General features: G+C 73.1%; 22 protein-coding genes. 2 read left to right on the forward strand and 20 right to left on the reverse strand.

What is annotated here, in order from left to right; genetic code table 11:
* Positions 1-130: 130 nt before the first annotated feature.
* The 17 genes from rpsG to ACFSBI_RS06435 form a co-directional block, all read right to left on the reverse strand.
* A complete protein-coding gene (rpsG, locus tag ACFSBI_RS06355) occupies positions 131-601 on the reverse strand; it encodes a 30S ribosomal protein S7 (protein WP_377933152.1) in 471 nt (156 codons plus the stop codon).
* Positions 601-975 (reverse strand): 30S ribosomal protein S12, encoded by a 375-nt coding sequence (gene rpsL / locus ACFSBI_RS06360; RefSeq protein ID WP_325517316.1) that lies wholly within the window; start codon positions 973-975, stop codon positions 601-603. Before rpsL ends, rpsG begins: the two co-directional genes overlap by 1 nt.
* Positions 976-1,204: 229 nt before the next feature.
* Entirely contained in the window at positions 1,205-1,600 is a 396-nt protein-coding gene (locus ACFSBI_RS06365) for a hypothetical protein (RefSeq protein ID WP_377933154.1), read from the reverse strand.
* Between the two features lie 74 nt (positions 1,601-1,674).
* Positions 1,675-2,547, reverse strand: coding sequence for a hypothetical protein (locus ACFSBI_RS06370; RefSeq protein WP_377933156.1), 873 nt, complete (start codon positions 2,545-2,547; stop codon positions 1,675-1,677).
* 29 nt (positions 2,548-2,576) lie between these two features.
* Positions 2,577-4,250 (reverse strand): S8 family serine peptidase, encoded by a 1,674-nt coding sequence (locus ACFSBI_RS06375; protein WP_377933158.1) that lies wholly within the window; start codon positions 4,248-4,250, stop codon positions 2,577-2,579.
* The gene (locus ACFSBI_RS06380) at positions 4,247-4,912 is read right to left on the reverse strand and encodes a hypothetical protein (protein ID WP_377933160.1); all 666 of its coding nucleotides are present in this window, start codon (positions 4,910-4,912) and stop codon (positions 4,247-4,249) included. Before ACFSBI_RS06380 ends, ACFSBI_RS06375 begins: the two co-directional genes overlap by 4 nt.
* On the reverse strand, positions 4,909-5,646 hold the full coding sequence (locus ACFSBI_RS06385; protein WP_377933162.1) for a hypothetical protein: 738 nt from the start codon (positions 5,644-5,646) through the stop codon (positions 4,909-4,911). The genes ACFSBI_RS06380 and ACFSBI_RS06385 overlap by 4 nt, the downstream gene beginning before the upstream one ends.
* Positions 5,643-6,689 carry a type IV pilus assembly protein PilM gene (gene pilM, locus ACFSBI_RS06390; RefSeq protein WP_377933164.1) on the reverse strand — a complete coding sequence of 349 codons (1,047 nt, stop codon included), beginning with the start codon at positions 6,687-6,689 and terminating at the stop codon, positions 5,643-5,645. Before pilM ends, ACFSBI_RS06385 begins: the two co-directional genes overlap by 4 nt.
* A gap of 93 nt (positions 6,690-6,782) precedes the next feature.
* Positions 6,783-7,610: a prepilin peptidase gene (locus ACFSBI_RS06395; protein ID WP_377933166.1), complete on the reverse strand. Its 828-nt coding sequence runs from the start codon at positions 7,608-7,610 to the stop codon at positions 6,783-6,785.
* On the reverse strand, positions 7,607-9,361 hold the full coding sequence (locus tag ACFSBI_RS06400) for a hypothetical protein (protein WP_377933168.1): 1,755 nt from the start codon (positions 9,359-9,361) through the stop codon (positions 7,607-7,609). The genes ACFSBI_RS06395 and ACFSBI_RS06400 overlap by 4 nt, the downstream gene beginning before the upstream one ends.
* 11 nt (positions 9,362-9,372) lie before the next feature.
* Positions 9,373-10,359, reverse strand: coding sequence for a PulJ/GspJ family protein (locus ACFSBI_RS06405; RefSeq protein ID WP_377933230.1), 987 nt, complete (start codon positions 10,357-10,359; stop codon positions 9,373-9,375).
* 5 nt (positions 10,360-10,364) lie between these two features.
* On the reverse strand, positions 10,365-11,753 hold the full coding sequence (locus tag ACFSBI_RS06410) for a type IV pilus modification PilV family protein (protein WP_377933170.1): 1,389 nt from the start codon (positions 11,751-11,753) through the stop codon (positions 10,365-10,367).
* A gap of 83 nt (positions 11,754-11,836) precedes the next feature.
* Positions 11,837-12,337 carry a type II secretion system protein gene (locus tag ACFSBI_RS06415; protein WP_377933172.1) on the reverse strand — a complete coding sequence of 167 codons (501 nt, stop codon included), beginning with the start codon at positions 12,335-12,337 and terminating at the stop codon, positions 11,837-11,839.
* Positions 12,338-12,630: 293 nt separating this feature from the next.
* Positions 12,631-13,071: a prepilin-type N-terminal cleavage/methylation domain-containing protein gene (locus tag ACFSBI_RS06420; RefSeq protein ID WP_377933174.1), complete on the reverse strand. Its 441-nt coding sequence runs from the start codon at positions 13,069-13,071 to the stop codon at positions 12,631-12,633.
* 70 nt (positions 13,072-13,141) lie between these two features.
* On the reverse strand, positions 13,142-14,404 hold the full coding sequence (locus tag ACFSBI_RS06425; RefSeq protein WP_377933176.1) for a type II secretion system F family protein: 1,263 nt from the start codon (positions 14,402-14,404) through the stop codon (positions 13,142-13,144).
* On the reverse strand, positions 14,404-15,537 hold the full coding sequence (locus tag ACFSBI_RS06430; protein WP_377933178.1) for a type IV pilus twitching motility protein PilT: 1,134 nt from the start codon (positions 15,535-15,537) through the stop codon (positions 14,404-14,406). Before ACFSBI_RS06430 ends, ACFSBI_RS06425 begins: the two co-directional genes overlap by 1 nt.
* 41 nt (positions 15,538-15,578) lie before the next feature.
* Positions 15,579-17,102, reverse strand: a complete 1,524-nt coding sequence (locus ACFSBI_RS06435; RefSeq protein WP_377933180.1) for a GspE/PulE family protein — start codon at positions 17,100-17,102, stop codon at positions 15,579-15,581.
* 154 nt (positions 17,103-17,256) lie between these two features.
* Between ACFSBI_RS06435 and ACFSBI_RS06440 the strand changes: the two genes are divergently transcribed.
* Together ACFSBI_RS06440 and ACFSBI_RS06445 are read left to right on the forward strand one after the other, a co-directional pair.
* Positions 17,257-18,552, forward strand: coding sequence for an alpha/beta fold hydrolase (locus ACFSBI_RS06440; RefSeq protein WP_377933182.1), 1,296 nt, complete (start codon positions 17,257-17,259; stop codon positions 18,550-18,552).
* The gene (locus ACFSBI_RS06445; RefSeq protein WP_377933184.1) at positions 18,549-19,844 is read left to right on the forward strand and encodes an alpha/beta fold hydrolase; all 1,296 of its coding nucleotides are present in this window, start codon (positions 18,549-18,551) and stop codon (positions 19,842-19,844) included. The genes ACFSBI_RS06440 and ACFSBI_RS06445 overlap by 4 nt, the downstream gene beginning before the upstream one ends.
* Here ACFSBI_RS06445 and ACFSBI_RS06450 read toward each other — a convergent pair.
* The 3 genes from ACFSBI_RS06450 to ACFSBI_RS06460 form a co-directional block, all read right to left on the reverse strand.
* Positions 19,817-20,461 (reverse strand): hypothetical protein, encoded by a 645-nt coding sequence (locus ACFSBI_RS06450; RefSeq protein WP_377933185.1) that lies wholly within the window; start codon positions 20,459-20,461, stop codon positions 19,817-19,819. The two genes, ACFSBI_RS06445 and ACFSBI_RS06450, sit on opposite strands and share 28 nt — an antisense overlap.
* A gap of 103 nt (positions 20,462-20,564) precedes the next feature.
* Positions 20,565-20,912 (reverse strand): carbon storage regulator CsrA, encoded by a 348-nt coding sequence (gene csrA, locus ACFSBI_RS06455; protein ID WP_377933187.1) that lies wholly within the window; start codon positions 20,910-20,912, stop codon positions 20,565-20,567.
* 34 nt (positions 20,913-20,946) lie between these two features.
* On the reverse strand, positions 20,947-22,935 hold the full coding sequence (locus ACFSBI_RS06460) for a GAF domain-containing protein (RefSeq protein ID WP_377933189.1): 1,989 nt from the start codon (positions 22,933-22,935) through the stop codon (positions 20,947-20,949).
* Positions 22,936-23,066 lie beyond the last annotated feature (131 nt).

A 23,066-nucleotide genomic window follows, 5' to 3' on the forward strand; every position in this document is an offset into this window, starting at 1 on the left:
GAGAACCTTTCGTGGAGGTGTACGGGAGGCGGGTCCTCACGACAACGCGCGAGCACCCCGTTTCATGCCGGAGGCCGCGGACCCCGTCGTGTGGACGGAGCCGCGGCCGCGGCGAGGTGGGAGCCTTCGACTACCAGCGGTAGTGGGCGAAGGCGCGGTTCGACTCGGCCATCTTGTGCGTGTCCTCGCGGCGCTTCACCGCGGCGCCGAGGCCGTTCGACGCGTCGAGGATCTCGTTCGTCAGGCGGTCCGTCATCGACTTCTCGCGACGGGCCTTGGCGTAGGAGGTGAGCCAGCGCAGCGCGAGGGTGTTCGCGCGGTGCGGCTTGACCTCGACCGGCACCTGGTAGGTCGAGCCGCCGACGCGGCGGGACTTGACCTCGATGGTCGGGCGGACGTTGTCGAGCGCCTTCTTCAGCGTGACGACGGCGTCCTGGCCGTTCTTGCTCGCGACGTTGTCGAGCGCGCCGTAGACGATGCGCTCCGCGAGGCCCTTCTTGCCGTCGACCAGGATCTTGTTGACCAGCTGGCTCACGACCGGGGCGGAGTAGACGGGGTCGGCGACGACGGGTCGCTTCGGGGCGGGTCCTTTACGAGGCATTACTTCTTGTCCATCTTCGCGCCGTAGCGGCTGCGAGCCTGCTTGCGGTTCTTCACGGCCTGGGTGTCGAGCGCGCCGCGCACGATCTTGTAGCGCACGCCCGGGAGGTCCTTCACGCGGCCGCCGCGGACCAGGACCATCGAGTGCTCCTGCAGGTTGTGGCCCTCACCCGGGATGTAGGCCGTCACCTCGGTGCCGTTCGACAGCTTCACGCGGGCGACCTTGCGCAGCGCCGAGTTCGGCTTCTTCGGGGTGGTGGTGTAGACGCGGGTGCAGACGCCGCGCTGCTGCGGGTTCGCCTTCAGCGCCGGCGCCTTGGTCTTGACGACCTTCGGCGAGCGGCCCTTCCGGACCAGCTGCTGGATGGTGGGCACTCTTCAACTCCTCGTTCCGCGGTTCTCGCGGGCCGGACGGCTGCACCGGGAGGCGGACCCACCGGTGCCGGATGATCGACGGCGGGATGCGCGGGGCATCCCGGGTCCCGCACATTCGCCCTCTCGGGCTGATCGCGGAACGGACGGTGCGCCGAAGAGCGGCACACACGGTCGATCATCGTACCCGCTGGCGCGGGGGCTGTCGAACACGGGGCGGCGGGCCCGGCGGTCAGGGCTCGTCGCGGCCCTCCCACGGCCAGCGCGGGCGGTCGGCGCCCGCATCCGCGGCGCGGACGAGGAGCAGGACGACGAGGCCCTCGATCGCCGCCAGCACGGCGGCCGCGACCGAGAACCACGAGATCGCGAGCCGGCCCGCGGTGAGCAGCGCTCCCTCGGGGCCCGACAGGAGCGCGACGAGCGCCGCACCGACGACCGGCACGAGGTAGCCGATCAGCAGGAGCTCCAGCGGCAGCAGCACGCTGGACGCGGTCGCCCGGGCCGCGCGGACGGCGAGCAGGACCGCGGCGAGCGCGACCCCGACCGGCAGGGCGAGCGGCCCCGCCTGCGGGACCGGCAGCACCTCCGCCCCGGTGAAGAGGCTGATGAAGCCGTTCGCCGCGATCACGGACGCGACCCACGCCGCGGTGGCGAGGACGGCCGTGGCCGCCCCCGCGCTGCGCTGCTCCGGCTGCTGGTCCGTCAGCGCTCCGCGAGCTCGTCGCGGTACGCCTGCTGCGCGGCCCGGTTGCGCTTGCGCACCCGGGTGCCACGGGCGCCGATCGCGACGCCCGTCCACAGCATGACCTCGCGGGCGACCAGCCCGACCAGGATGAACTGCGGCACGAGGAAGGTCTGCTCGAGCGTCGCGGTGTCCCCGATCGAGCCGCGCGTGAGGATCGAGATCAGCAGCACCGACGCGACGTACGTCACGACGCCGACGACGAGGCTGCTCACCACGTAGAAGAAGCGTCCGGCCCGGTCGAACAGCAGCACGGCGAGCTCGAACAGCAGGAAGAAGAAGAGGACCGGGAGCCAGGCGAACGCGGATCCCAGGTACTGCTGCAGCTGCGCCGAGACGACCGGTCCGACCTGCGCCCAGCCGGCCTGCGGCAGCACGAGCAGCGCGATCAGGCCCGCGAGCGCGGCGAAGTAGACGACCTGGAACAGGCCCGCCGCGAGCAGCGCCCAGGCGGTGCCGACGAGCCGGTTGCCCTCCCGCTTCGGCGCGACGGGCGCGGACTCGCGGGCCGGTTCGAGCACCGGCTGCTCCTCCGCCGCGACCGGCGCCCCGGTCTCCTCGCGGCGCTCCGCGAGCGCCCGGTCGGCGGCGCGGTCCTCGGCCGCCTCGTCCTGCGGGGTCGGCTCGGCCGCGTGCCGGCCCTCCGCGTCATCGTCCGGCGCCGTCTCGATCACCCGGGTGCGCTCGGGGTCCTCCGCCGCCTCGTCCGCCCGCTGCTGCTGCCGGACGTCGGCGGCGCGGACGCGCTCCGCGTCCTCGTCGGCGGGCGTCGCGGTCCCCGGGTCGCGCTCGGGGTCGTCCTCTGGCCCGCGCTGCGGGTCGGTGTCGGCCATGTGAGTCCTCCCTGGATGACCGGACGAGCCTACGCAGGCCGGACGCGGCGGGAGTGGGAGGTCGTGGCGGCGGTCACCGCGCCCGCGCGGCGCACCGTGACCCGGACCGCGATCCGGTGGCCGGCGTCGCGCGCACGGAGGTGCAGGGTGCGCGAGGTGGCGCCGGCGATCGGGCGGCCGTCGCGCAGCCAGAGGTACCGCACCGCGGCCGGCTCGGGCCGCCATCGCCCGGCGCGCGCCTTCAGCACCGAGCCGGGCCGCCAGGTCCCGGTGACCCCGACCGGGTCGGCGAGGACGAAGCGCCGGGCCGCCCCGACCAGCGAGCCGGCGTTCACGATGCCGGCGCCGCAGATCGTCGGCGTGCAGGCGCTGCGGGCCGGGAAGCGGGTCGCGGTCGCGCCCAGCCGGTCGGCGACCTGCGCCGGCGTCAGCCCGGGCCGCACCGACAGCAGCAGCGCCGCGGCCGCGGCGACCCGCGGCGCGGCCATGCTGGTGCCGACCGCGAGGCGCAGCACCGGCGTGTTGCCCGCGGCCCGGGCGGTGGTGCGGGAGGTCCAGCCGGCGCCGACGACCGGGTCGCCGCCCGATCCGCCGGGCGCGGCGATCGCCGGGGCGAGGCGCCCGGTGCCGCGGTTCGAGTAGCCGGCGAGCAGGCCCTGCCGCGTCGTGGCGGTGACCGCGACGACGCCCCTGCAGTTCGCCGGCGACGACGACGCCACATCGTCCCCGTCGTTGCCGGCGGCGGCCACGACGACCGTGCCGCGCGAGACCGCGCCGTCGAACGCCGCCTGCAGCGCCGCGGGGCAGCGCCCGTCCGCGCTGCCGAGCGACATGGACAGCACGTCGGCCCGCCGAGCGGCGTCGGGGACGCCCGGCACCTGGCCGCCGGAGGCCCACGTGATCGCCGCGATGGCGTCGGACTCCGCCCCGCCGCAGGACCCGAGCACCCGGACCGGCATCAGCGAGACGCCGGGCGCGGCACCTGCGGCGCCCCCGCCGAGTCGTCCCACGACCTCGCCGGCGACGAAGGTGCCGTGCCAGCTGGAGGGCTCCCCCGCGTCGCGGCACGCGTCCCCCGGGTCGGACGGGTCCGCGTCCCAGCCGTCCCCGTCCCCCGTGCCGATGTCCTCCGCGCCGGAGACGAAGTCGTAGCCGGGTACCAGGGAGGCGCCCCGCAGGTCCGGGTGCGGGGTGATCCCGGTGTCGAGCACGGCGACGACGACGTCCGGCGACCCGAGCGTGCGGGTCCACGCGCGGGACGCGTCCATGCCGTACCCGCCGGCCCGGCGGGTGCTCCGCGCGTCCCACAGGTCCCACTGCTTCGCCGCCGCGCGTGCCCCGGAGGCGACCGGGGCGACGGTGCCCGCGATGCGCAGGCGCCGGTCGAGCGCGGTGTCGACGACCTGCCGCGAGCGCTCGAGCGCCGCGCGGACCGCCGAGGTCGTGGCCGACGAGCGGACCGTCACGACGGCGGTGTGCGGCGCGAGCCGGCGGACCGCGGCGAGCCGGACGGCGGGCACCGCGCGCTGCAGGGCGACCCGCGAGGGCGCCTCGGCGCGGGTGCGCACGACCAGATCGACCTCGTGCGACGGAGCGGCGTGCGCGGCGGCGGCCGCCGGTGCTGCCAGCAGCAGCGCGAGCGCCATGGCCGCCCGTCGACGGGCCCGCCGGGGGACGGCGGCCCCGTCCCCCGGGCGGCTCACCGCTGCAGCGTGTAGATCGCGCCGGAGAGCACCGCGGTGACGGTGCCGTCGTCGTTGCGCGACGTGGTCGGGTTGGTGATGAGGAACACGCGCTCGTCGTCCTGGATGGCGGTCGAGAAGCGCAGCACCGAGTCCTGCGTGCCGGTCACCGTCACCGAGGCGGGGACGACCGCGAAGTTCGCGGGCGTGATGAGCGGATCGGTCTTCGCGGTCGTCGGCGTCGCCGCGACCGGCGCCGCGGGCGCCGCGGACGGGCTCGCGGAGGCGGCCGGGGTCGCCGCGTCCTGGGTCGCCGGCGCGGCGGACCCGGCCGGCGAGGTGTAGGCCGCCGCCTTGCCGAGCTGGACGGAGGCGACGGTCACGCCGTTCAGCGCCGCGACCTCGTTGATCCGGCGGTTGAAGGTGTTGTCCTTGAGGATCGAGGGCACCTTCTTCTGCAGCACGGCGTCCTCCGCCTGCATCGACTCGAGCTTCGCGGCGCGCTTCGACAGCGTCAGCAGCTTCAGCTGCATCGTCTGCGCCTGCGCCTCCGCGCTCGCCGCCGACTCGTCCGCCGTCGCCGCGGCGGCGAGCTGCGGCTGCACGCCGAGGAAGAAGCCGCCGGCCAGCACGGCGACGATCGCCGCGGTCGCGACCATCACCCAGATGCGGAGCGTGCTCACTTCGCGGCCTCCTGCTGGTTCACGAGGGCCCGCTCGTCGAGGTGGACCGTGAGGGTGATGTTCACGCCGGAGCCGCCGCTGCTGCTGCTGCCGTCGGCCCAGGACGCGGTCGCGTCCGCATAGGCCGGGATGGAGCGCAGCTCGCGCAGCCACCCCGGCAGCTGCGCCGTGTTCGGCGCGTCGACCGACAGCACGACGGTCGCGACGCGGGGCCGCTCGAGCGGGCTGTCGCCCTGCCCGTACGGGGTGGTGACGGTGGCGGAGTCGGCGGTCATCGACTCGACGGAGTAGCCGAACGGCATGTCCGCGGTGATGGCGTCGTACTGGGCGCGCCAGTCGATCTGCGTCGAGGAGCCGACCGCGGCGGCGGCGGTCCCGACCGCGATCTGCTGGTCGAGGCGCGCGACGTCGGAGAACTTCGCGATCTGCGCGGCGAGGCCCTGCGTGCGGTCGTTCGCGGCCGTCAGCCGGTCGTTCGAGGCGCCGGCGACGGCGCCGGCGAGCAGCACGCCCGCCAGCACGGCGCCGACGGACGCGGCGACCGAGCCGATGAGCACTCGCCGGACGACCGTCACCCGGGCGGCGTCCCGGATCTCCGGCGGGAGCAGGGAGACGCGCGGCAGGCCGCCGACGGCGGGCTCGCGGCGGCGCTCGCCCTTCACGACGCGCGCCGCGGTCTCGGCGGCGGTCTCCGGCTCGGGCTCCGGCTTGCGGAGGATGTCCTCGAAGCTCATGCCGCGCTCCCCACGGTCAGGCCGAGCGCGACGGCGGGCGCCGCGCCGGCGGCCACGAACGAGGGCTCGTCGATGCGGGCGCCCACGGTGAAGCGGCCGTCCGGCCGCGACACGGTGACCGGCAGGCCCGTGTGCTCGGCGATCTCGGCGCTCAGCCCGCGGAGCATGGCCCCTCCCCCGCTCAGCACCACGCCGTCGACGTGGTCCTCCGGGTGGCCGTTCTGGTAGAACGCGATGGTGCTGGCGACGGCCTGCACGAGGTCGCGGGCGGCCTCGGCGCTGACGTCGGCGGTGAGGCGCGACTCGGGCACCTCCTCGTCGGCGACCAGGCCGAAGCGGCGCTTCAGCTCGTCGGCGCGGTCGGCGCGGACGCCGAGGCGGTCCGCGAGCGCCGCGGTGAGGTCGTTGCCGCCGCTCGGCAGCATGCGCACGAACTGGGGCACGCCGCGCTCGGCGACGATCACGTTGGTGGAGACGGCGCCGACGTGCAGGTACACCTTGACCCCGGCGAGGTCCTCGTCGACGTGCGAGCGGATCACCGCGAAGGGGATCAGGTCGACGTCCACCACCTTCAGGCCGGCGGCCGCGGCGGCCGACGTGTTCGCGGCGACGGACTCCCGGGTCGCGGCGACGAGCAGGCCGCGCAGGTGGGGCTCGCCCTCGTGCTCGACCTCCTCGACCGGGTAGTAGTCGAGCACCGCGTGCTCGACCGGCAGCGGCAGCATGTCCTGCACGCGGAACGCGAGCGTCTCGCGCAGGTGCGCCATCGGCATCGACGGCAGCACCAGCTCGCGGATCAGCACCTGCTGGCTGCCCATGCCGAGCACGACGCGCTTGGTCGAGAACCCGCCGACCGCCCAGAGCCACTTGAGGGCTGCGACGACGGCCGGGGTGTCGGCGACGACGCCCTCGCGGATCGCGTCGACGGGCACCTCCACCTCGTGGTACCGGTGCAGCACGGGACGCTGCCTGCCGCCGGGGCTCACCTCGGCGGCACGGATCACGCCGTGGCCGAAGTCGAGGCCGACGATGCTCTTCGCCATGGTGGGGAGGTCCTTCGGATCAGGTGATGGTCAGGAGTGTCGTGGAGCGGGGACGAGCGGTGCAGTCCCCAGTGGAGGTGCGCCCGGAAGGGGTCACGAGAGGCCGACCAGCCGCAGGTAGCCGGCCGCGACCGGCTGGCCGGCGAGCACCCCGACCCAGGCGCCGAGCAGCATCCAGGGGCCGAACGGGATCGCGGAGGAGCGGCTCGAGCGGCGCGTGACGAGCAGCAGCGCGCCGAAGACGCCGCCGAGCAGGAAGCCGGCGGCGACGCCGACGACGAGCTGCGGGACGCCGAGGAAGCCGAGGAACAGGCCCAGCACGCCGGCGAGCTTCACGTCGCCGAGCCCCATTCCGCCCGGCTTGAAGAACCAGAGGGTGAAGTAGAGGAGGAAGGCGGCTCCGGCCCCGGCCGCGGCGGTCCCGAGCGGCACCAGGTCGCCGCGCAGCAGGGCGACCGGGCCGAGCAGGGCGGGCCCGACCGCGTAGGCCGGCAGCACGATCGCGTTCGGCAGCCGCTTGACGTCGAGGTCGATCGCGGCGAGCGCGATGGAGATCGCGGCGAGGTAGAGGAAGGCGACGACCTCGAGGGTGGTCGCCAGCAGCGTGCGGACGTCGACCGCGCGGTCGAGGTCCGCGGCGAAGGGCAGCACCGCGACGGCGAAGGCGACCGCGGTGCCAGCCTCGATCAGCGGGTAGCGGGCCGAGATCGGCATCCGGCAGTGCCGGCAGGCGCCGCGGAGCGCGAGCCAGGACAGCACCGGCACGTTGTCGCGCTTGGCGATGCCGTTGCCGCATCCGGGGCAGCGCGACGCGGGCCGCACGACGGAGAGGCCGGCGGGCACCCGGTGCGCGACGACGTTCAGGAAGGATCCGACGACGAGGCCGAGCACGGCCGCCATCACGACGACGAGGCCGCTCACGGGTTGCTCCCGTCCGCCTTGAACGCCGCGGCGACGGCCGCGTAGTAGCTGACGGTGAAGGTGGTCGAGCCGGCCGCGAGGAACTTCGGCGGGCTGACCGTCTTCAGCAGCGGGTCGTACTCGTAGGACTTGTCGTAGCCGGTGTCGGGGAACTGCGCCGCCACGATCCCGCGGAACTTCTGGCCGATGGAGCCGTACACCTTGAGCACCCCGCGCTGCGTGCCGCGGTCGAAGTTCTGCACGCTGAAGGTGTGCGCCGTCGACAGGATCGCGGCGTCGATCTCGCGGTTCGTGTCGGTGAGGATCGGCCGGAACGGGTTCAGCAGGTCGAGCGAGTAGGACTTCATCGGGTTCCACACGATGACGCCGTTCTGACCGACGATGCCGAGCACGTTCGCCGTCCTGTCGGCGTAGACCACGTCGCCGGTGACGTAGACGTAGTTCGCCGCGGCCGCGGTCGTCTGCCCGGTCACGGTGCCCTGCAGGTACAGGTCGCCGCTGCGGCAGCCGTACGCGGGTCGCGTGGTGTCCCACTGGTCGCTCGACGTGAACGCCTTGATGGTGGCGGGCACCTCGTTCGTCCGCGGGTAGCGGATGGTGGCGCCGCCGCTCGACAGCTGCCACCCGATGCCGTCCGCCGCGGTGGTCGTGCTGCCGTTCGCGTCGACGCAGGACAGGTTCGCCGGCTTGTCGGCGCTGCTGCGGTAGTTCGGGTCGGACGAGTCGAGCGGGACCGCCTTCACGTAGAGCGCGTCGTGGTCGAGCTGGGACACGGTCGCGCCGCTCGGCGAGCCGAGCTGGGCGACCGACCCGCACCTGGTCGCGTTCGAGGTGACGCGGGTCCACGGCGAGACGACCGTCATCGTGCCGCCCGGGTTGTACGTGACCTGCGTCGGCCCGACGTAGACGCACGCGGCGTCCTGCTCCATGGTCGTGTTGGTGGGGGGCAGCGGCAGCTCGTCCGCGTGCGAGATGTTCGTCATCGAGGTCGTGCCGGTGCCCGTCGGGCAGCCGGTCCTCGACCAGAGCGGGTTGCCCGTGTAGTACGTCGTGACACGGCCCGTGAAGGTCGCCCCGCAGATCGTCATCAAGTCGTTCGAGTGCACGTCGCCCGAGATCGCGTCGTCCTTCAGGAACTTGACGGAGGCCGCCTTGCACGAGGAGGGGCGCGGGGCGCGGACGGCGCACGAGGCGGCGTCGCCGGACGTCACCGGGTCCTGCATCTCGAGGTCGGTGAAGTAGCTGTAGTCGACGAACCCGCGCACGCGCAGGTTCACGAGCAGCGTGCGGGTGCTGTCCCCTGCCGCGCCGGTGACGCGCAGCCGCACGGTGCCGGTGGTCTTGTACGCCGAGTTGTCGATCTCGTACCGGAAGCGCGAGTTGCCGCCGCTGCCGGGCACGGCGGTCCACTTCCAGTTGCTCGAGCCGGGCGCGCTGCTGGCGACGGTGCCGCCCGCGCCCATCGCCGCGTTGTAGACGTCGGGCTTCTTCACGGTCGCAGCGCTGCCCGAGGCGATCGTGAACGGGGAGAGCGCGTTGCCGTAGGCCACGTACGAGTCGTCCGCGTTCACCCGCGCCACGTACTCCTGCACCCCGGCGAACGCCGCGTCCAGCGCACTGGTCGACCGCTGCGAGGTGACCGCCTGGCGCAGCCCCGAGGAGGCCGCGGTCAGGGCGGTGCCCAGCAGCAGCACCGAGATGAAGCCGAGGACGATCACCATCACCAGCGCCACGCCGCGGTCGTCCTGCATCCGGCGGCGCATCAGCCGAGCCCTCGCGTCGGCGTCGGCGTGGGAGTCGGCGTCGGGGTCGGTGTCGGCGTCTGGGTGGCCGTCGGCGTGGGCGTCGGCGTCTTGGTCGCGGTCGGCGTCGGGGTGGGCGTCGCGGTCGCGGTCGGTGCCGGCGCGGTGGCCGTCGGCGTCGCCGTGGGCGTCGCGGTCGGCGTCGCGCTCGCGGTCGGCGCGGGCGTCAGGGTCACGCTCGGCACGGGCGTCGGCGTCGGCGTCGGCGTCTTGGTCGGCGTCGGGAGCGGCGACGGCGTGATCGACGTCGACACGTCGCGCTTGACGTTCGGCATGCTGAGCCAGGTGGTGACGACGACGTCCTGGTCGTCCGAGGTCAGCCCGGCGGAGCGGGTCGTCGTGGTGACCATGATGTAGGTGACGTCCTTGCGTCCCGAGGCGCTCAACCCGTTGCCCACGGACAGCGGGGTGCTGCTCTGGCTGTTCAGGTACTGGAAGAAGGGCGTGGGCGCGGCCATCAGGAACGGCCCCGCCATGCGCCGGGTGGTCGTGCCGCCGGTGAAGGTCCAGAAGCCGGTCGCCCCGGAGGACGTGCCGAGCTGCCGGGTCTCGGTGAGCCAGCCGACGGTCGGGTCGACGGAGTCGGCGACGAGCGAGAAGGTCACCTTCGTCGGGGTCGCCGCGGCGGTCGTCGTGTTGGAGTACGCGTAGACCGTCATCGAGTTCGACTTCGCGACCGCGATCGACGAGGGGTCGGAGGGCGCCGATGTCGTCGGGTTGTCGATGGCGACGCGGATGACGGCGCGCAGCTGGTCCATGGCGACCCCGGCCTGCCCGGTGGCCTCCCGGTCCCGTCCGGCCCAGCTGGTCAGCCGCGTGACGTTGACGAAGAAGGTGCCGACCATCGCGAGCACGATCCCCGTCACGAGCATGGTGACGATCAGCTCGACGAGCGTGAAGCCCGAGTCGTCGTCCGCGCCCTCCTCGTCGACGCGGCGACCGAACATCCCGTTCACTGCCGGCGCCTCGGGTCGAGCACGACCGTGCCGTCGGAGCCGACGGCCCAGGGCGCGTCGTTCGTCACGATCTTCAGCTGGCCGCTGCCGAGCAGCGTCGCGTTGTTGACGCTGGTGCCCGCGTAGATCCGCCACGAGCCGTAGGGCAGCCCGATCAGCCGCGGCGAGCCGTCGGAGACGAAGCCGTAGATGTAGGTGCTGGAGACGTCGCAGGACGGCGTGCCGGCCGCGGACGGCGCCTGCGTCGCCCCGACGTAGGTGCCGGCGGGCGCCGTCACCAGCACCGCCCCCATGGGCACGTAGGCGTAGGTGCTGTCCCCGGAGGCTGCGTACGCGGTCGCCCGCTGGGGCGCGCCGCTCTGCAGCTGCGTCGTCCCGACCTTGCCGGCGCCCCAGGCGGCCGGGTCGACCGCGGCGCAGGTCTTCGTGCCGTCCGGCGACTGCAGGCGTCCGGCGATCACCCCGTACCCGGCGGCGTACGGGTACCGCGGCGTGATCTTGCTCTGCGCGGCCGAGGAGTCCACCGAGATGTTGTCGCCGCTCATGAAGGTGGTGTCGAACGAGGTCGGCAGCTGCATCGAGTAGCCGGAGGGGATGCTCGCGACCGCCGGGCGGGGCTGGAAGGCGGTGCGGTAGGACGCGGCCTTCGCGTAGGGCGCGAACTGCGGCACGGTGGTCGCGCCCTTCGTGACCGAGACGGTCTTCGTCGGGGTCGCGTCCTGGTTCCCGTCGATCCAGCCGTTCTTCGACAGGGTGACGTCGTAGTTGCCGGGGGCGAGGTTGCCGGCGTAGCTGCAGCCCTCGCTGTCGGTGTCGGCGGGCTGCTGCGCGGGCGTCGTGCCGCCGGTATTCGCCTTCACGGTCACCCCGACGCCCTGCTGCGGCGCCGACTGGTCGTCCGTGATCGAGGTGACGATGCCGCCGGTCGTGTCGTTGCTCAGCCCGGCGGTGGGCGCGAGCAGGGTGTCGTCCTGCACGGGCGCGGTGTTCGCGAGCATGCCCGGCCAGGTGACGCGGACGTTGATGCGAAGGGCGAAGAGGGCGGAGCTGCCGCCGCAGGAGGCATCGACGCCGGCCTGCGTGATCCACGAGACGCCGCGCTTGACGGTGTAGGTGCGGCCGTCGACGGTCCAGGCGACCCCGGCGCGGTCCGCTGCGGTCGTGGCGGCCATGACCTTGAAGGGGTCGGCCAGGGCGCGCATCCGGTCGATCTCGCGCGAGGCGAGGTTCTGGGCGGTCACCCGGGCGCGGTCGTCCGCGGTCATCCGGGTGATGGTCGAGAGGCCGGCGACGATGCCGGTGGAGAGGATCGCGAAGACGAGCATCGCGACCATGACCTCGATGAGGGTCAGGCCCTCGTCAGAGGCGGTGCGTCGCTGATGCACTGTCTTCTCCATGGCGTCGGTGCGGGCCTGCACTGGCGCGGCGACCGGGTCGCCCCGGTCGCCGCGTGAACTTCAGTAACGGATCACCACTTCGCTTCGGTGAGCGTCGTGCAGTCGCCCGAAGCGACCGAGGTGTTGGTCGAGATGCGGAACTTCGCGTTGGTCGCGCTCACGCCGTCCACGCACCAGGTGGCAGCGGTGGTGTTGGCCGTGCCCGACTTCACCGCGTAGGTGAGCGAGGTCGTGTTGGCGCTCTTCGACCAGCCGTACTTGGTCAGGTCCACGGCAGCGACGTTCGGCGTGATCGACGTGTTGGCCGCGACGTTGCCGGTGGCGTCGATCGCTGCCGGGATGTACCCGTTGGCGTCGACCGCGTAGCCGGTGATCGCCGTCTTGGCGTTGGTCAGGTCCGACTTGGTCGAGGAGTCCTTGGCGCCGTTGGTGACGCCGAGGTAGATCGGGATCGCGATCGCGGCGAGGATGCCGATGATGATGACGACGACCAGGAGCTCGATGAGCGTGAAGCCGGCCTCGCGCTCGCGCAGAGCGTCTCGGCGGGCCTCGAGGGCGGTGGTGATGGACATGACGGGTTCGTTTCCCTCTTCAGGATGTGGAGTGGTGGTGACCCGCCGCGGATAGGCCGCGGCGATTAAAGGAAAAGATATTGAGCACTGAATTCCTTTATCAGACCCCGACCGGGGGTGTTTAGCGTGCACAATTCACCCCATTCGGCGGGGTGCATTCCTCGTCGAGGTGCTGCACTGACCGTCGTGCTCCAGCGCGATCACTCTGACGGGGGGACACGCCGCAGCGCCGGAGGGAAACGCCCCCTTTCCGGGGGCCGCACGAGGAGGACGCGCCGAGCGCGGGCGGATGCTCAGTAGTTCGCGGCGCTGAGCCCGGCGCAGTCGCCGCTCGCGACCGAGGTGCGGGTCGAGATCCGGTACCGCGCACCCGTCTCGTTCTCGCCGTCGACGCACCAGCGCGCACCGGCTCCGCTGCCGGCGGGGCGGTAGACGAGGGAGACGGTCGACGCGCTCTTCGACCAGCCGAGCGGAGCGAGCTCGGTGCCGTCGGCGTCGACGCGCCCGACCTCGTCGTCGGAGATCGCGTCCGGGATCACGTCGGCGTGGTCGATGCCGTACGCCACGACGGCCTGCTTCGCATGTGCGAGATCCGCCTGCGTCGCCGCCTTCTTCGTGCTCAGCTGCGCACCGATCAGCGTTGGGACGGCGATGGCGGCCAGTACGCCGATGACGAGGACCACGACGAGCAGCTCGACCAGGGTGAAGCCGGCGTCGCCGCGGCGGTTCGGCACTGCGGTACTCCTCGGGTGATCGAGCGGGCAGCCGGGTGAGATCGCCCGCTCGGGCGGCCTCACCCGGAGATCAGTGGACCGCCGACGCGATCGAGAAGATCGGCATGTAGAGCGCGACGACCATGCCGCCGACGACCCCGCCCAGGATCACGATCATGATCGGCTCGATGAGCGAGGTCAGCGCCGCGGCGGTCGCGTCGATCTCCTCGTCGTAGAAGTCGGCGACCCTGCCGAGCATGGTGTCGACCGAACCGGACTCCTCCCCGACCGCGATCATCTGCACGACCATCGACGGGAAGTGCTTCTCCTCGGCCAACGGGCCGGCCATGGATCCGCCGACGCGGACGGACTCGGCGACCCGGTTCGCCGTCTGCTCGATTACCCAGTTGCCCGAGGCGGCACCGACGATCTGCAGGGCCTTCAGCAGCGGAACGCCTGCGGAGGTCATGTTCGAGAGGTTCCGCGCGAAGCGGGAGACGGCGACCTTCGTCATCAGCGGTCCGAAGATCGGCACCCTCAGCAGCAGCGGGTGCGTCAGCCGTCGGAACCAGTCCTGGTTCTTCTGCGCCCGGTAGAAGGCCGCAGCCGCGATCGCGCCGACCACGCCGAGCGGCAGGATCCAGACCATGTTGTTCGACAGGTTCACCAGCAGCTGCGTCGGAGCGGGCAGCTGGCTGCCCATGCCCTCGAACATGTCCTTGAAGATCGGGACGATGAACAGCAGCATCCCGACGACGGCGAGCAGCGCGATCATCAGCACGACGACCGGGTAGGTCATCGCCGACTTGACCGTCGCGCGCAGCTTCGCCTCCTTCTCGAAGGTCGTGGCGACCGCGGCGAGCGCGATGTCGAGGAAGCCGCCGGCCTCACCGGCGCGGAGCATGCTGACCATGATCAGCGGGATGTCGCGGTGCTTCGCGAGCGCTTCCGAGAAGGACGTGCCGGTCTCGATCTCGCGACCGACGTCCTGCAGCATCGCCTTCAGCTTGGTGTTCTCGGTCTGATCCGCCACCACGGTGACCGCCCGCAGCAGCGCGAGCCCGGAGGCGGTCATGGTCGCGAGCTGCCGAGTCATGACCGCGAGGTCGTTGATCTTGAAGCCGGGGCCGAGGAAGCCGAGGTTGATCTCGCGGTTCAGGCCGGTGCCCGGCTGACGCTCGACGAGCGTGATGGGCGCGAGCCCCATCGCCGTGAGCTTCGCGACGGCGGCGCTCTCGCTCGCGACCTCGATGTTCCCCTTGACCAGCTTGCCGGCGCGGCTGCGGGCCCGGTAGTCGAACGTCTTCTGACCGGTGGACGTCTTCGCGGGCGCGGCCGCGGCAGTCGTCGCCATCAGCGGCCGCCCATGGACGACATCGAGAAGAAGTCGTTGGACGCGCCGGCGAAGCGGGGCTTGGTGATCAGCTGCCGGACGGTCTCCACGTCGTGCGCCTTGCCCTCCGCGGCCTCCTGCGTGATCGTGCCGTCGGAGGCGAGCGCGGCGAGGTGCTGGTCCATCGTCTGCATGCCGAGGTTCGAGCCGGTCTGCATCGCGCTGACGATCTGGCTGGTCTTCGCGGCGCGGATCAGGTTCGACACGGCCGGTGTGATCTTCAGCACCTCGACCGCGACCGCGCGGCCCTGGCCGCTCGCCTTCGGGACGAGCGTCTGGCAGACGACGCCCTGCAGCACGAGCGACAGCTGCATGCGCACCTGCTGCTGCTGGTGCGCCGGGAAGACGTCGATGATGCGGTCGATCGACTGCGACGCGTCGGAGGTGTGCAGGGTCGCGAACACGAGGTGGCCGGTCTCCGCGGCGGTGAGCGCCACCGAGATCGACTCGAGGTCGCGGAGCTCGCCGAGCAGGATGATGTCCGGGTCCTGCCGCAGCACGTGCTTCAGCGCCGCGCCGAAGCTCTGGGTGTCGGCGCCGACCTCGCGCTGGTTCACGAGCGCCCGCTTGCTCGAGTGCACGAACTCGATCGGGTCCTCGATCGTCATGATGTGGTCGGCCCGCGTCTCGTTCGCGCGGTCGATCAGCGCGGCGAGCGTCGTCGACTTGCCGGAGCCGGTCGGGCCGGTCACGAGCACCAGGCCGCGGGGCAGGTCCGCGAACTCGCCGATAGACGCGGGCAGGCCCAGCTGGCCGAGCGACTTGATCTCGGTCGGGATCAGACGGAAGGCGGCGCCCCAGGCGTCGCGCTGCCGATAGACGTTCACGCGGAAGCGGCTGTCCGCCGACAGCGTGTAGGCGAAGTCGAGCTCGAGGTCCTCGGCGAAGGCCCGCCGCTGCTTCTCGGTCATGGCGGCCGACAGGATCGTCTCGACCGCGTCGGCGTCCCACTCCCCCACGCCCTGGATCGGACGGAGCTCGCCGGAGACGCGCACGGCGGGGGCGCGGCCGGCGGCGATGTGCAGGTCGGAGCCGCCTCGCTCGACGACCTCCGTCAGCGCGGCGTTCAGCAGGGCGATCGGGTCGTCGTGCACGGGTCTTCCTGTCGTATCGGTGGAGCGTGTGAGCCGTGCGCCTAGACGGCGACGCGGAGGACTTCCTCGATGGAGGTGAGGCCGGCGGCGACCTTGTTCCAGCCGTCCTGCCGCAGCGAGACCATGCCCTCCCTGACGGCGGCGCGACCGATCTCGCTGGCGGAGGAACGGGCGACCGTGAGGCGCTCGACCTCCTCGGAGACCGTCATCACCTCGTGGATCGCGAGGCGGCCGCGGTAGCCGGTGTTCGCGCAGTGCGAGCAGCCGACGGGGACGAACACCTCCTCGTCCTCCTCGATCAAGAGGCCGATCTTCGCGAGGTAGTCCTCGTCGTAGTGGGTCGGCTTCTTGCACTTGTCGCAGAGCCGGCGGGCGAGGCGCTGGGCGACGACGCCGACGAGCGCGGAGCCGACCAGGTAGGGCTCGATGCCCATCTCGACGAGGCGCGTCACCGCGGACGGGGCGTCGTTCGTGTGCAGCGTCGACATGACGAGGTGGCCCGTCAGCGCGGCCTCGACCGCGATCTGCGCCGTCTCGTGGTCGCGGATCTCACCGATCAGCACGACGTCCGGGTCCGAGCGCAGGATCGAGCGGAGCGCGGACGCGAACGTCAGGCCGGCCTTCGCGTTGATCTGCACCTGGTTGATCCCCGCCATGCGGTACTCGACCGGGTCCTCGACCGTGATCACGTTCACGGACGGCTTCGCGACCTCCTGGATCGCCGTGTACAGCGTCGTCGACTTGCCGGAGCCGGTCGGGCCGGTGACGAGCAGCATCCCGTTCGGGCGCTCGTACGACGCCTTGAAGGCGTTGAGGTTGCGGCCCATCATGCCGAGCGCGCCGATCGACTTGGCGGACCCCGATGAGTCGAGGATCCGCATGACGACCTTCTCGCCGTACACGGTCGGCAGCGTCGCGACGCGGAGGTCGATCTTGCGGCCCTGGTGCAGGACGGCGATGCGGCCGTCCTGCGGGCGGCGGCGCTCGGCGATGTCGAGCTCGGCCATGATCTTCAGCCGCGAGATGACGCCGGCCTGGATCGAGGTCGGGACCGACTGCACCTCCTTCAGCACGCCGTCGATGCGGTAGCGGACGCGCAGCGCCTTCTCGCCCGGCTCGACGTGGATGTCGCTCGCGCGGTCCTGCACCGCCTGGCTGATGAGCAGGTTCACGAATCGGACGATGGGCGCGTCGTCCTCGTCCGTCGCGTCCTCGTCGAGGGAGGCGGCCTCGCTCTGGCCGCCGAGCGTGTTCGACAGGTCCGAGAGCTCGTCGTCGGCGCGGTGGTACCGGTCGATCGCGGTCGCGAGGTCCTTCGGGTCGACCGCGACGGGACGGGCGCGGCGGCGGGTCGCGGCGGAGACGTCGTCGAGGGCGAGGATGTCGCCCGGGTCGGCCATCGCGACGATCAGCGTCATGCCCTCGCGGGCGATCGGCAGCACTCGGTGCCGGCGGCAGAGGACGGCGGAGACGCTGAGGGCGGCCTCGCGGTCGATCGGGTACTCCAGGATCTCCACGAAGGGCACGCCGAAGACGTCGTTGTCCTTCGACGTGATCATGCTCATGTGTCGACTCCCGACGTCGTCCGGCGCGGTGGGAGACCGTCGTCCACCCCGTGATCCGGTTCGCTCGAGAGTAGGAAAGGGCAGCGAGGGGTCGAAAACCCCCAAGCAAGGCGCCCCAGAGCAGGGGCCAGGTGCGCGCGGCATCATCGACCGGGTGAAGTCCGCCGAGTACACGGTCCCCGGTCTGCACGTGATCGAGCACGAGGTCGAGGTGCCGCTCGACTGGGCCGCACCGGAGGGTCCGGGCATCACCGTGTTCGCGCGCGAGCTGGTCGCGCCGCACCGGCGGCGGGAGGACCTGCCCCTCGTGCTGTTCCTGCAGGGCGGTCCGGGTGGCGCCTCGCCGCGCCCCCTCGACGCCTCCGGGTGGATCCGGGTGCTGCTCGAGCGGTACCGCGTCGTGCTGCTCGACCAGCGGGGCACGGGCCGCAGCACGCCGGTCGACGCGGCCCGCATGGCGTCGATGACCGCCGAGGACGGCGCCGCCCACCTGGCCTGCTTCCGCGCCGACTCGATCGTGCGCGACGCCGAGCACCTGCGCACCGCCGTGTACGGCGGCCGGCGCTGGACGACGCTCGGGCAGAGCTACGGCGGCTGGATCACGCTGGAGTACCTGTCGAGCGCGCCCGAGGGGCTCGCCGCCTGCATGGTCACCGGCGGGCTTCCGGCGCTCCGCCCCGACGCCGCGGACCTCTACCGCCGCACGTACCCGCGCGCGCTCGCGAAGAACCTGCGGTTCGAGCGGCGGTACCCGGGCGACGTCGAGACCGTCTCGCGGATCGCGGACCTGCTGGCGGCCGAGGACGTGCGGCTGCCCGACGGCGACCGCTTCACCGTCCGGCGGTTCCAGTTCATGGGCAGCCGCTTCGGCATGCAGCACGGCTTCGAGGAGCTGCACTGGGCGCTCGACACCGCCTTCGGCTCCGACGGCGGCCTGTCCGACGCCTTCCTCGCCGAGGCGCTCGACCACACCTCGTTCGCGGTGAACCCGCTCTGGGCGGCGCTGCAGGAGGCCGCGGAGTACACCGACGACACCTCCGGTGCGACGCGCTGGGCGGCGCAGGCGGAGCACGACCGGCACCCGGAGTTCGCGGAGACCGCCCGCCCGCTGCGCTTCACCGGCGAGATGTTCTTCCCCTGGATGTTCGAGGAGATCCGGCTGCTGCGCCCCTTCGGCCCCGCCGTGGACCTTCTGCAGCGGCGCGAGGAGTGGCCGCGCCGCTACGACCTGCCGCGGCTGGCCGCGAACGAGGTGCCGGTCGCCGCGGCCGTGTACTTCGACGACCTCTACGTCGACGCGGACCTGCAGCGCGAGACCGCCGCGGCGATCGGGAACGTCACGACGTGGGTCACCGACGAGTGGGAGCACGACGGCATCGGCGCCTCCGGCGGCGAGGTCGTGCGGCACCTGCTGCGCCTGCTCGACGAGCGCGGCGGAGCGCTCGCGTGACCGGGTCGCCGCCCGGCCTGCACGTCGTCGACCGGGTGGTCGAGGTGCCGCTCGACCGCTCCGGACGCCTGCCCGGCACCCTCCGCGTGTTCGCGCGCGAGGTGACCGCCGCGCACCGCCGGCACGAGGACCTGCCGCTGCTGCTGTTCCTGCAGGGCGGCCCCGGCGGCGCATCGCCGCGTCCGCTCGACGCGTCCGGCTGGCTCGGCGCCCTGCTCGAGCGCTTCCGCGTGGTGCTGCTCGACCAGCGCGGCACCGGCCGCAGCACCCCGGTCGACGCGGCGCGGATCGCCGCGCTCGGCACCGACGGCGGCGCGTACCTGGCGTGCTTCCGGGCCGACGCGATCGTCGAGGACGCGGAGCACCTGCGCCGCACCGTCTACGGCGGGCGCCGGTGGGCGACGCTCGGCCAGAGCTACGGCGGCTTCGTCACCCTCGCCTACCTGTCCCGGCACCCGGAGGCGCTGACCGCCTGCCTCGTGACGGGCGGGCTGCCCGCGGTGCGCCCCGACGCCGTGGAGGTCTACCGGCGCACCTTCCCCGCGGTGCTCGCCGCCGGCGACCGGTACGACACGCGGTACCCGCAGGACGTCCCGGTGCTGGCCCGGATCGCGGACCGGCTGGCCGAGGACGACGTGCGGCTGCCCGACGGCGACCGGCTCACCGTGCGCCGGCTGCAGCTGATCGGCACCGACCTCGGGATGCAGCACGGCGCGGAGCGGCTGCACGCGCTGCTCGACACCGCCTGGAGCGGCGACCGCCTGTCCGACGCGTTCCTGCACCGGGTGCTGGCGCTCACCGCGTACGCCGCGAACCCGCTGTACATGGTGCTGCAGGAGGCGATCTACGGCGACGGGAGCGCGACGGGCTGGGCGGCGGAGGCCGAGCGGCGCCGGCATCCCGCCTTCGCGGAGGGCGCGCGGCCGCTGCGGCTCACGGGCGAGGCCGTGTTCTCGTGGATGTTCCGCGACATCCGCCTGCTGCGGCCGTTCGAAGCCGCGGCCGAGTCGATCGCGACGCGAAACGACTGGCCCCCGCTGCACGACCCGGACCGACTCGCCGGCAGCGCCGTGCCCGTGGCGGCCGCGGTCTACGCGGACGACCTGTTCGTGCCGCTCGAGCTGTCGCTTCGCACCGCGGCCGAGGTCGGCTCCGTCACCCCCTGGGTCACCGACGAGTGGCAGCACGACGGGCTGCGCATCAGCGGCGACCGCGTCGTGCGGCACCTGCTGCGCCTGCTCGACGAGCAGGGCGCGCTCGCGCCTCAGAGCTCGAAGGCCGCCGGCGTGTAGGTCAGCGACCAGCCGTCCCGCAGGCGCGTGACGGCGCGGTCGTAGGAGGCGAGCAGGTCCATCGTCGGCCGCACCATGGCCTGGACCTGCAGCCCCTCGTACAGCGCGATCAGCTGCTCCGCGCCGCGGGCCGGCTTCATCGTCTCCGGCTCGCGGCCGACGACCACGTCCTCGCGCAGCGCGCGCTGGACCACCACGTGGAAGCGGAGGAAGTGCTCCTGCGCCCAGAGCGCGAGCGGGTGCCCCGGCGTCGCGGCGAACCCGGGCAGCGCGGAGAGCACCCGCATCAGCGCCGGGTCGGCGAGGTTCGAGACCACGTTCGCGCGGAGGAACGCCACCGCGCCGTGGCGCTGGGCGATCGGCATCAGCGGCGTGGTCCGCTGGGTGTACCAGGTGTGGATCGTCTCGATCAGCAGATCGGGGAAGCTCGCGAACAGCTCGTCCATCTCCGTCGCGTCGCGGCCCGCGCGCTCGGCGACGGACTCCCGCGACACCTCGGAGAGCGCGTGGTCACGCAGCTCGCCGATGGTCGCGGCGATGAACGCGTAGCGCGGGTCGACGTCGGGCTCGGAGGACGTGGCGGCCTGCTCGGTGGCCGTGGACGGTGCGGTGGTCACGGGAGTATGAAGCCAGGAAACGCCCGGGCGCTGCGACCCTCAGTCCGGGGCGCACCCCGTCAGGGGCGGCACGGCGCGCAGTCGTTCCGTGCAGGCCTGACGCTCAGGGGCGACGGCGGGGCGGAGCGGGCCTCGGCGGCTGCGGCGCGCCACCGGCCGGAGGCGCGCCCTGCTCCTCCGCCTGGGCCTGGGGCTCCGCCTGGGCCTCGGGACGCGGCCGGGCCCGTGCGGCGAGCAGGCCCGCCATCACGTCGGCGGTCACGGTCGTGTTCGCCGCCGCCTCGGTGTTCGCCTCGGTCACGGCGCGGACGACCTCCGCGCGCTGGATCTTGACCCCGCGCGGTGCGTCCAGGCCGATCCGGACGCCGTCGCCGCGGACGTCGATCACCGTCACCACGATGTCGTCGCCGATCAGGACGCGCTCCCCCTTCTTGCGCGTCAGCACCAGCATGCGCCGAGCCTAGTCGGGGCGCCCGGCGCGCGGCTCAGGAGCCCGCGGTCGCGGCGACCGGCTCCTCCCACACAGGGGCGGACGCACGGGCCGGCGGGCGCGGTACCTCGTCCTCGAGTGCGTCGACCACGGCCTGGAAGACGTGCACCGCGGTGTCGCGGTACACGTGGGCGCCGTCGACGGTGGTCACCTCGCTGAGCACCACAGGGGCGGGCTCCGCGACGCGCACGCGGTGTCCGGACCGGGCGATGCGCTCCAGCAGGCGGTTGATCTGCCGGGCCCTGGCGCGGCCCAGCACCGCCATCGGCTGGCGCCCGATCAGCGCGGGCACCCCGACGAGGACGACCCCGGCGTCGGAGGTCGCCCGCACCCGGCGGATCAGGCCCCCGACGCCGAGCATCCAGCGCGTGCGGAGCAGCGTGCGGGTCGCCTCGATGAACAGCGGCGTCCAGAGGACCAGGTCGAAGCCGGCCGCGCCGCCCGGGCCGAGGGAGGCGCCGAGCCGGAGCAGACCCACGTCGACGCCGGCGCGGTTCACGAGCTCGACCCCGCGGCCGGTGCGGCGATGCAGGAGCCGCGCGACAGCGCCGTCGAGCGCGTCCCGCCGGTCGGTCACCCCGAAGCCGACGGCGTACTCCCCACCGACCGTGAGCACGCGGATCGGGTTCGGTCCGGGGATCGCGAGCACGGTCGCCGCGGGCACCTGCTGGCGCCTCGGGACCTCGACGAGGTCGACCCCCTCGCTGCGGAGGCGACTGCGAGAACGCAGACGCAGCAGGACGCGCTGCCAGCGCCCGAGACGCCGGCCTCCGTCGGCGTCGTCGCTGCGCGCGCCGTCCGTCGGCGCCTCCGACCGCTCGGGGGCCGCCTCGTCGCGCCCGGCGTCCAGCTCGATCTCGACCTGCGCCGCGAACGCCTCCAGCTCGGGCAGCCGCGCCTCGTGTCCCGCCTCGCCGTTGAAGACGCAGAGGGTGCCGATCACCGAGCCGTCGGCGGCGTGCAGCGCGACACCACCGTAGGAGCGGAGCCCCCTCAGCATCGGGCGCCCGGCGGTCCTCGGGTCGGTGGCGAGATCGGCGACGACGACGGCCCCCGCCGCCATGGCGAGCGCTCCGATCGACCGGTCGAGCCGCTCGCTGCGGGACGCGACGCCTGCCGACGCCGCCACGAGGCGGAGCCGATCCCCGTCGATCAGACGGACGGCGGCGAAGTCGGCGTCGAGCGTCCGGCGCGCGCGGTCTGCGATGGCCTCGAGCCGCTTCCGCGACCGGTCTCCGATCAGGTCCCGCTCGTCGCCGTCCTCGACGCCCTGGTCGGCGACCCTCGTGATCGCCTTGCGCAGCACGGGGTCCAGCCGCTCGGCGAGCGCCGCCGCCCAGTGGTCGTAGGCGTCGGGCGACCCGAAAGGCCGGTCGTGCCGCAGCCCGACGCCGGGCAGGTCCACGAAGAAGGCGGCGGGGTGCGCGGCGACCAGCTGCCGGGTCGCCTGGTTGAGGCGCTCCGCGTGCCGGGCGAGCAGCGGCATCAGCATCCCGCGGTGCGCGGAGAACGACTGCAGGGGCGGGATCCCGGCGACCGCGATCGGCACGGGAAGCGGCCAGACCTTGACGTCCTCGATGGTGGACAGCAGCAGTCCGAGTCCTCGCCGCCAGACGGTGGGCGGGGTGAGGCGGAGCGCGTCGCTGACGCCGAAGGCGAGGACGTAGGCGTCCCAGTCCCCCTCCGAGCGCGCACGAGCCAACGCCGCAGCCCGTTCCAGCCCCGCACCGTGCTGACGGACGAGCTCCACGTCGACCGGTCGGCCGAGTCGCGCCTGGAGGTGTCGCTGCAGCGCACCGACGAGCGCGAGCCCGTAGGTGGAGACGCCCTTCCCGGATGCGACCCCGGAGCCGAGCAGGAGCACGCGGAGGGCGTCGGGCGCGCCGCTCGATGCGGAGGGCTCGTCGCGCGCCACGACGCCGGGCGCCGCCAGGACCCGGTGGTACTGCAGTACAGCGATGCGCTGCAGCAGGTGGTGGAGCACGGCGGCCTTCCGGTCGGATGCGCGACGGTACCGACCACGGCACCCCGCGCAGCAGCACCCGAACGGGGCGACCCGCGGCGCAGCAGCGGGCGCGGGTGGTCTCGAGGCTCCTCCGTCGCGCCTCGACCGGC

Origin of the sequence: Amnibacterium endophyticum, from assembly GCF_042680685.1 — a bacterium.
Lineage (GTDB): Bacteria > Actinomycetota > Actinomycetes > Actinomycetales > Microbacteriaceae > Amnibacterium > Amnibacterium endophyticum.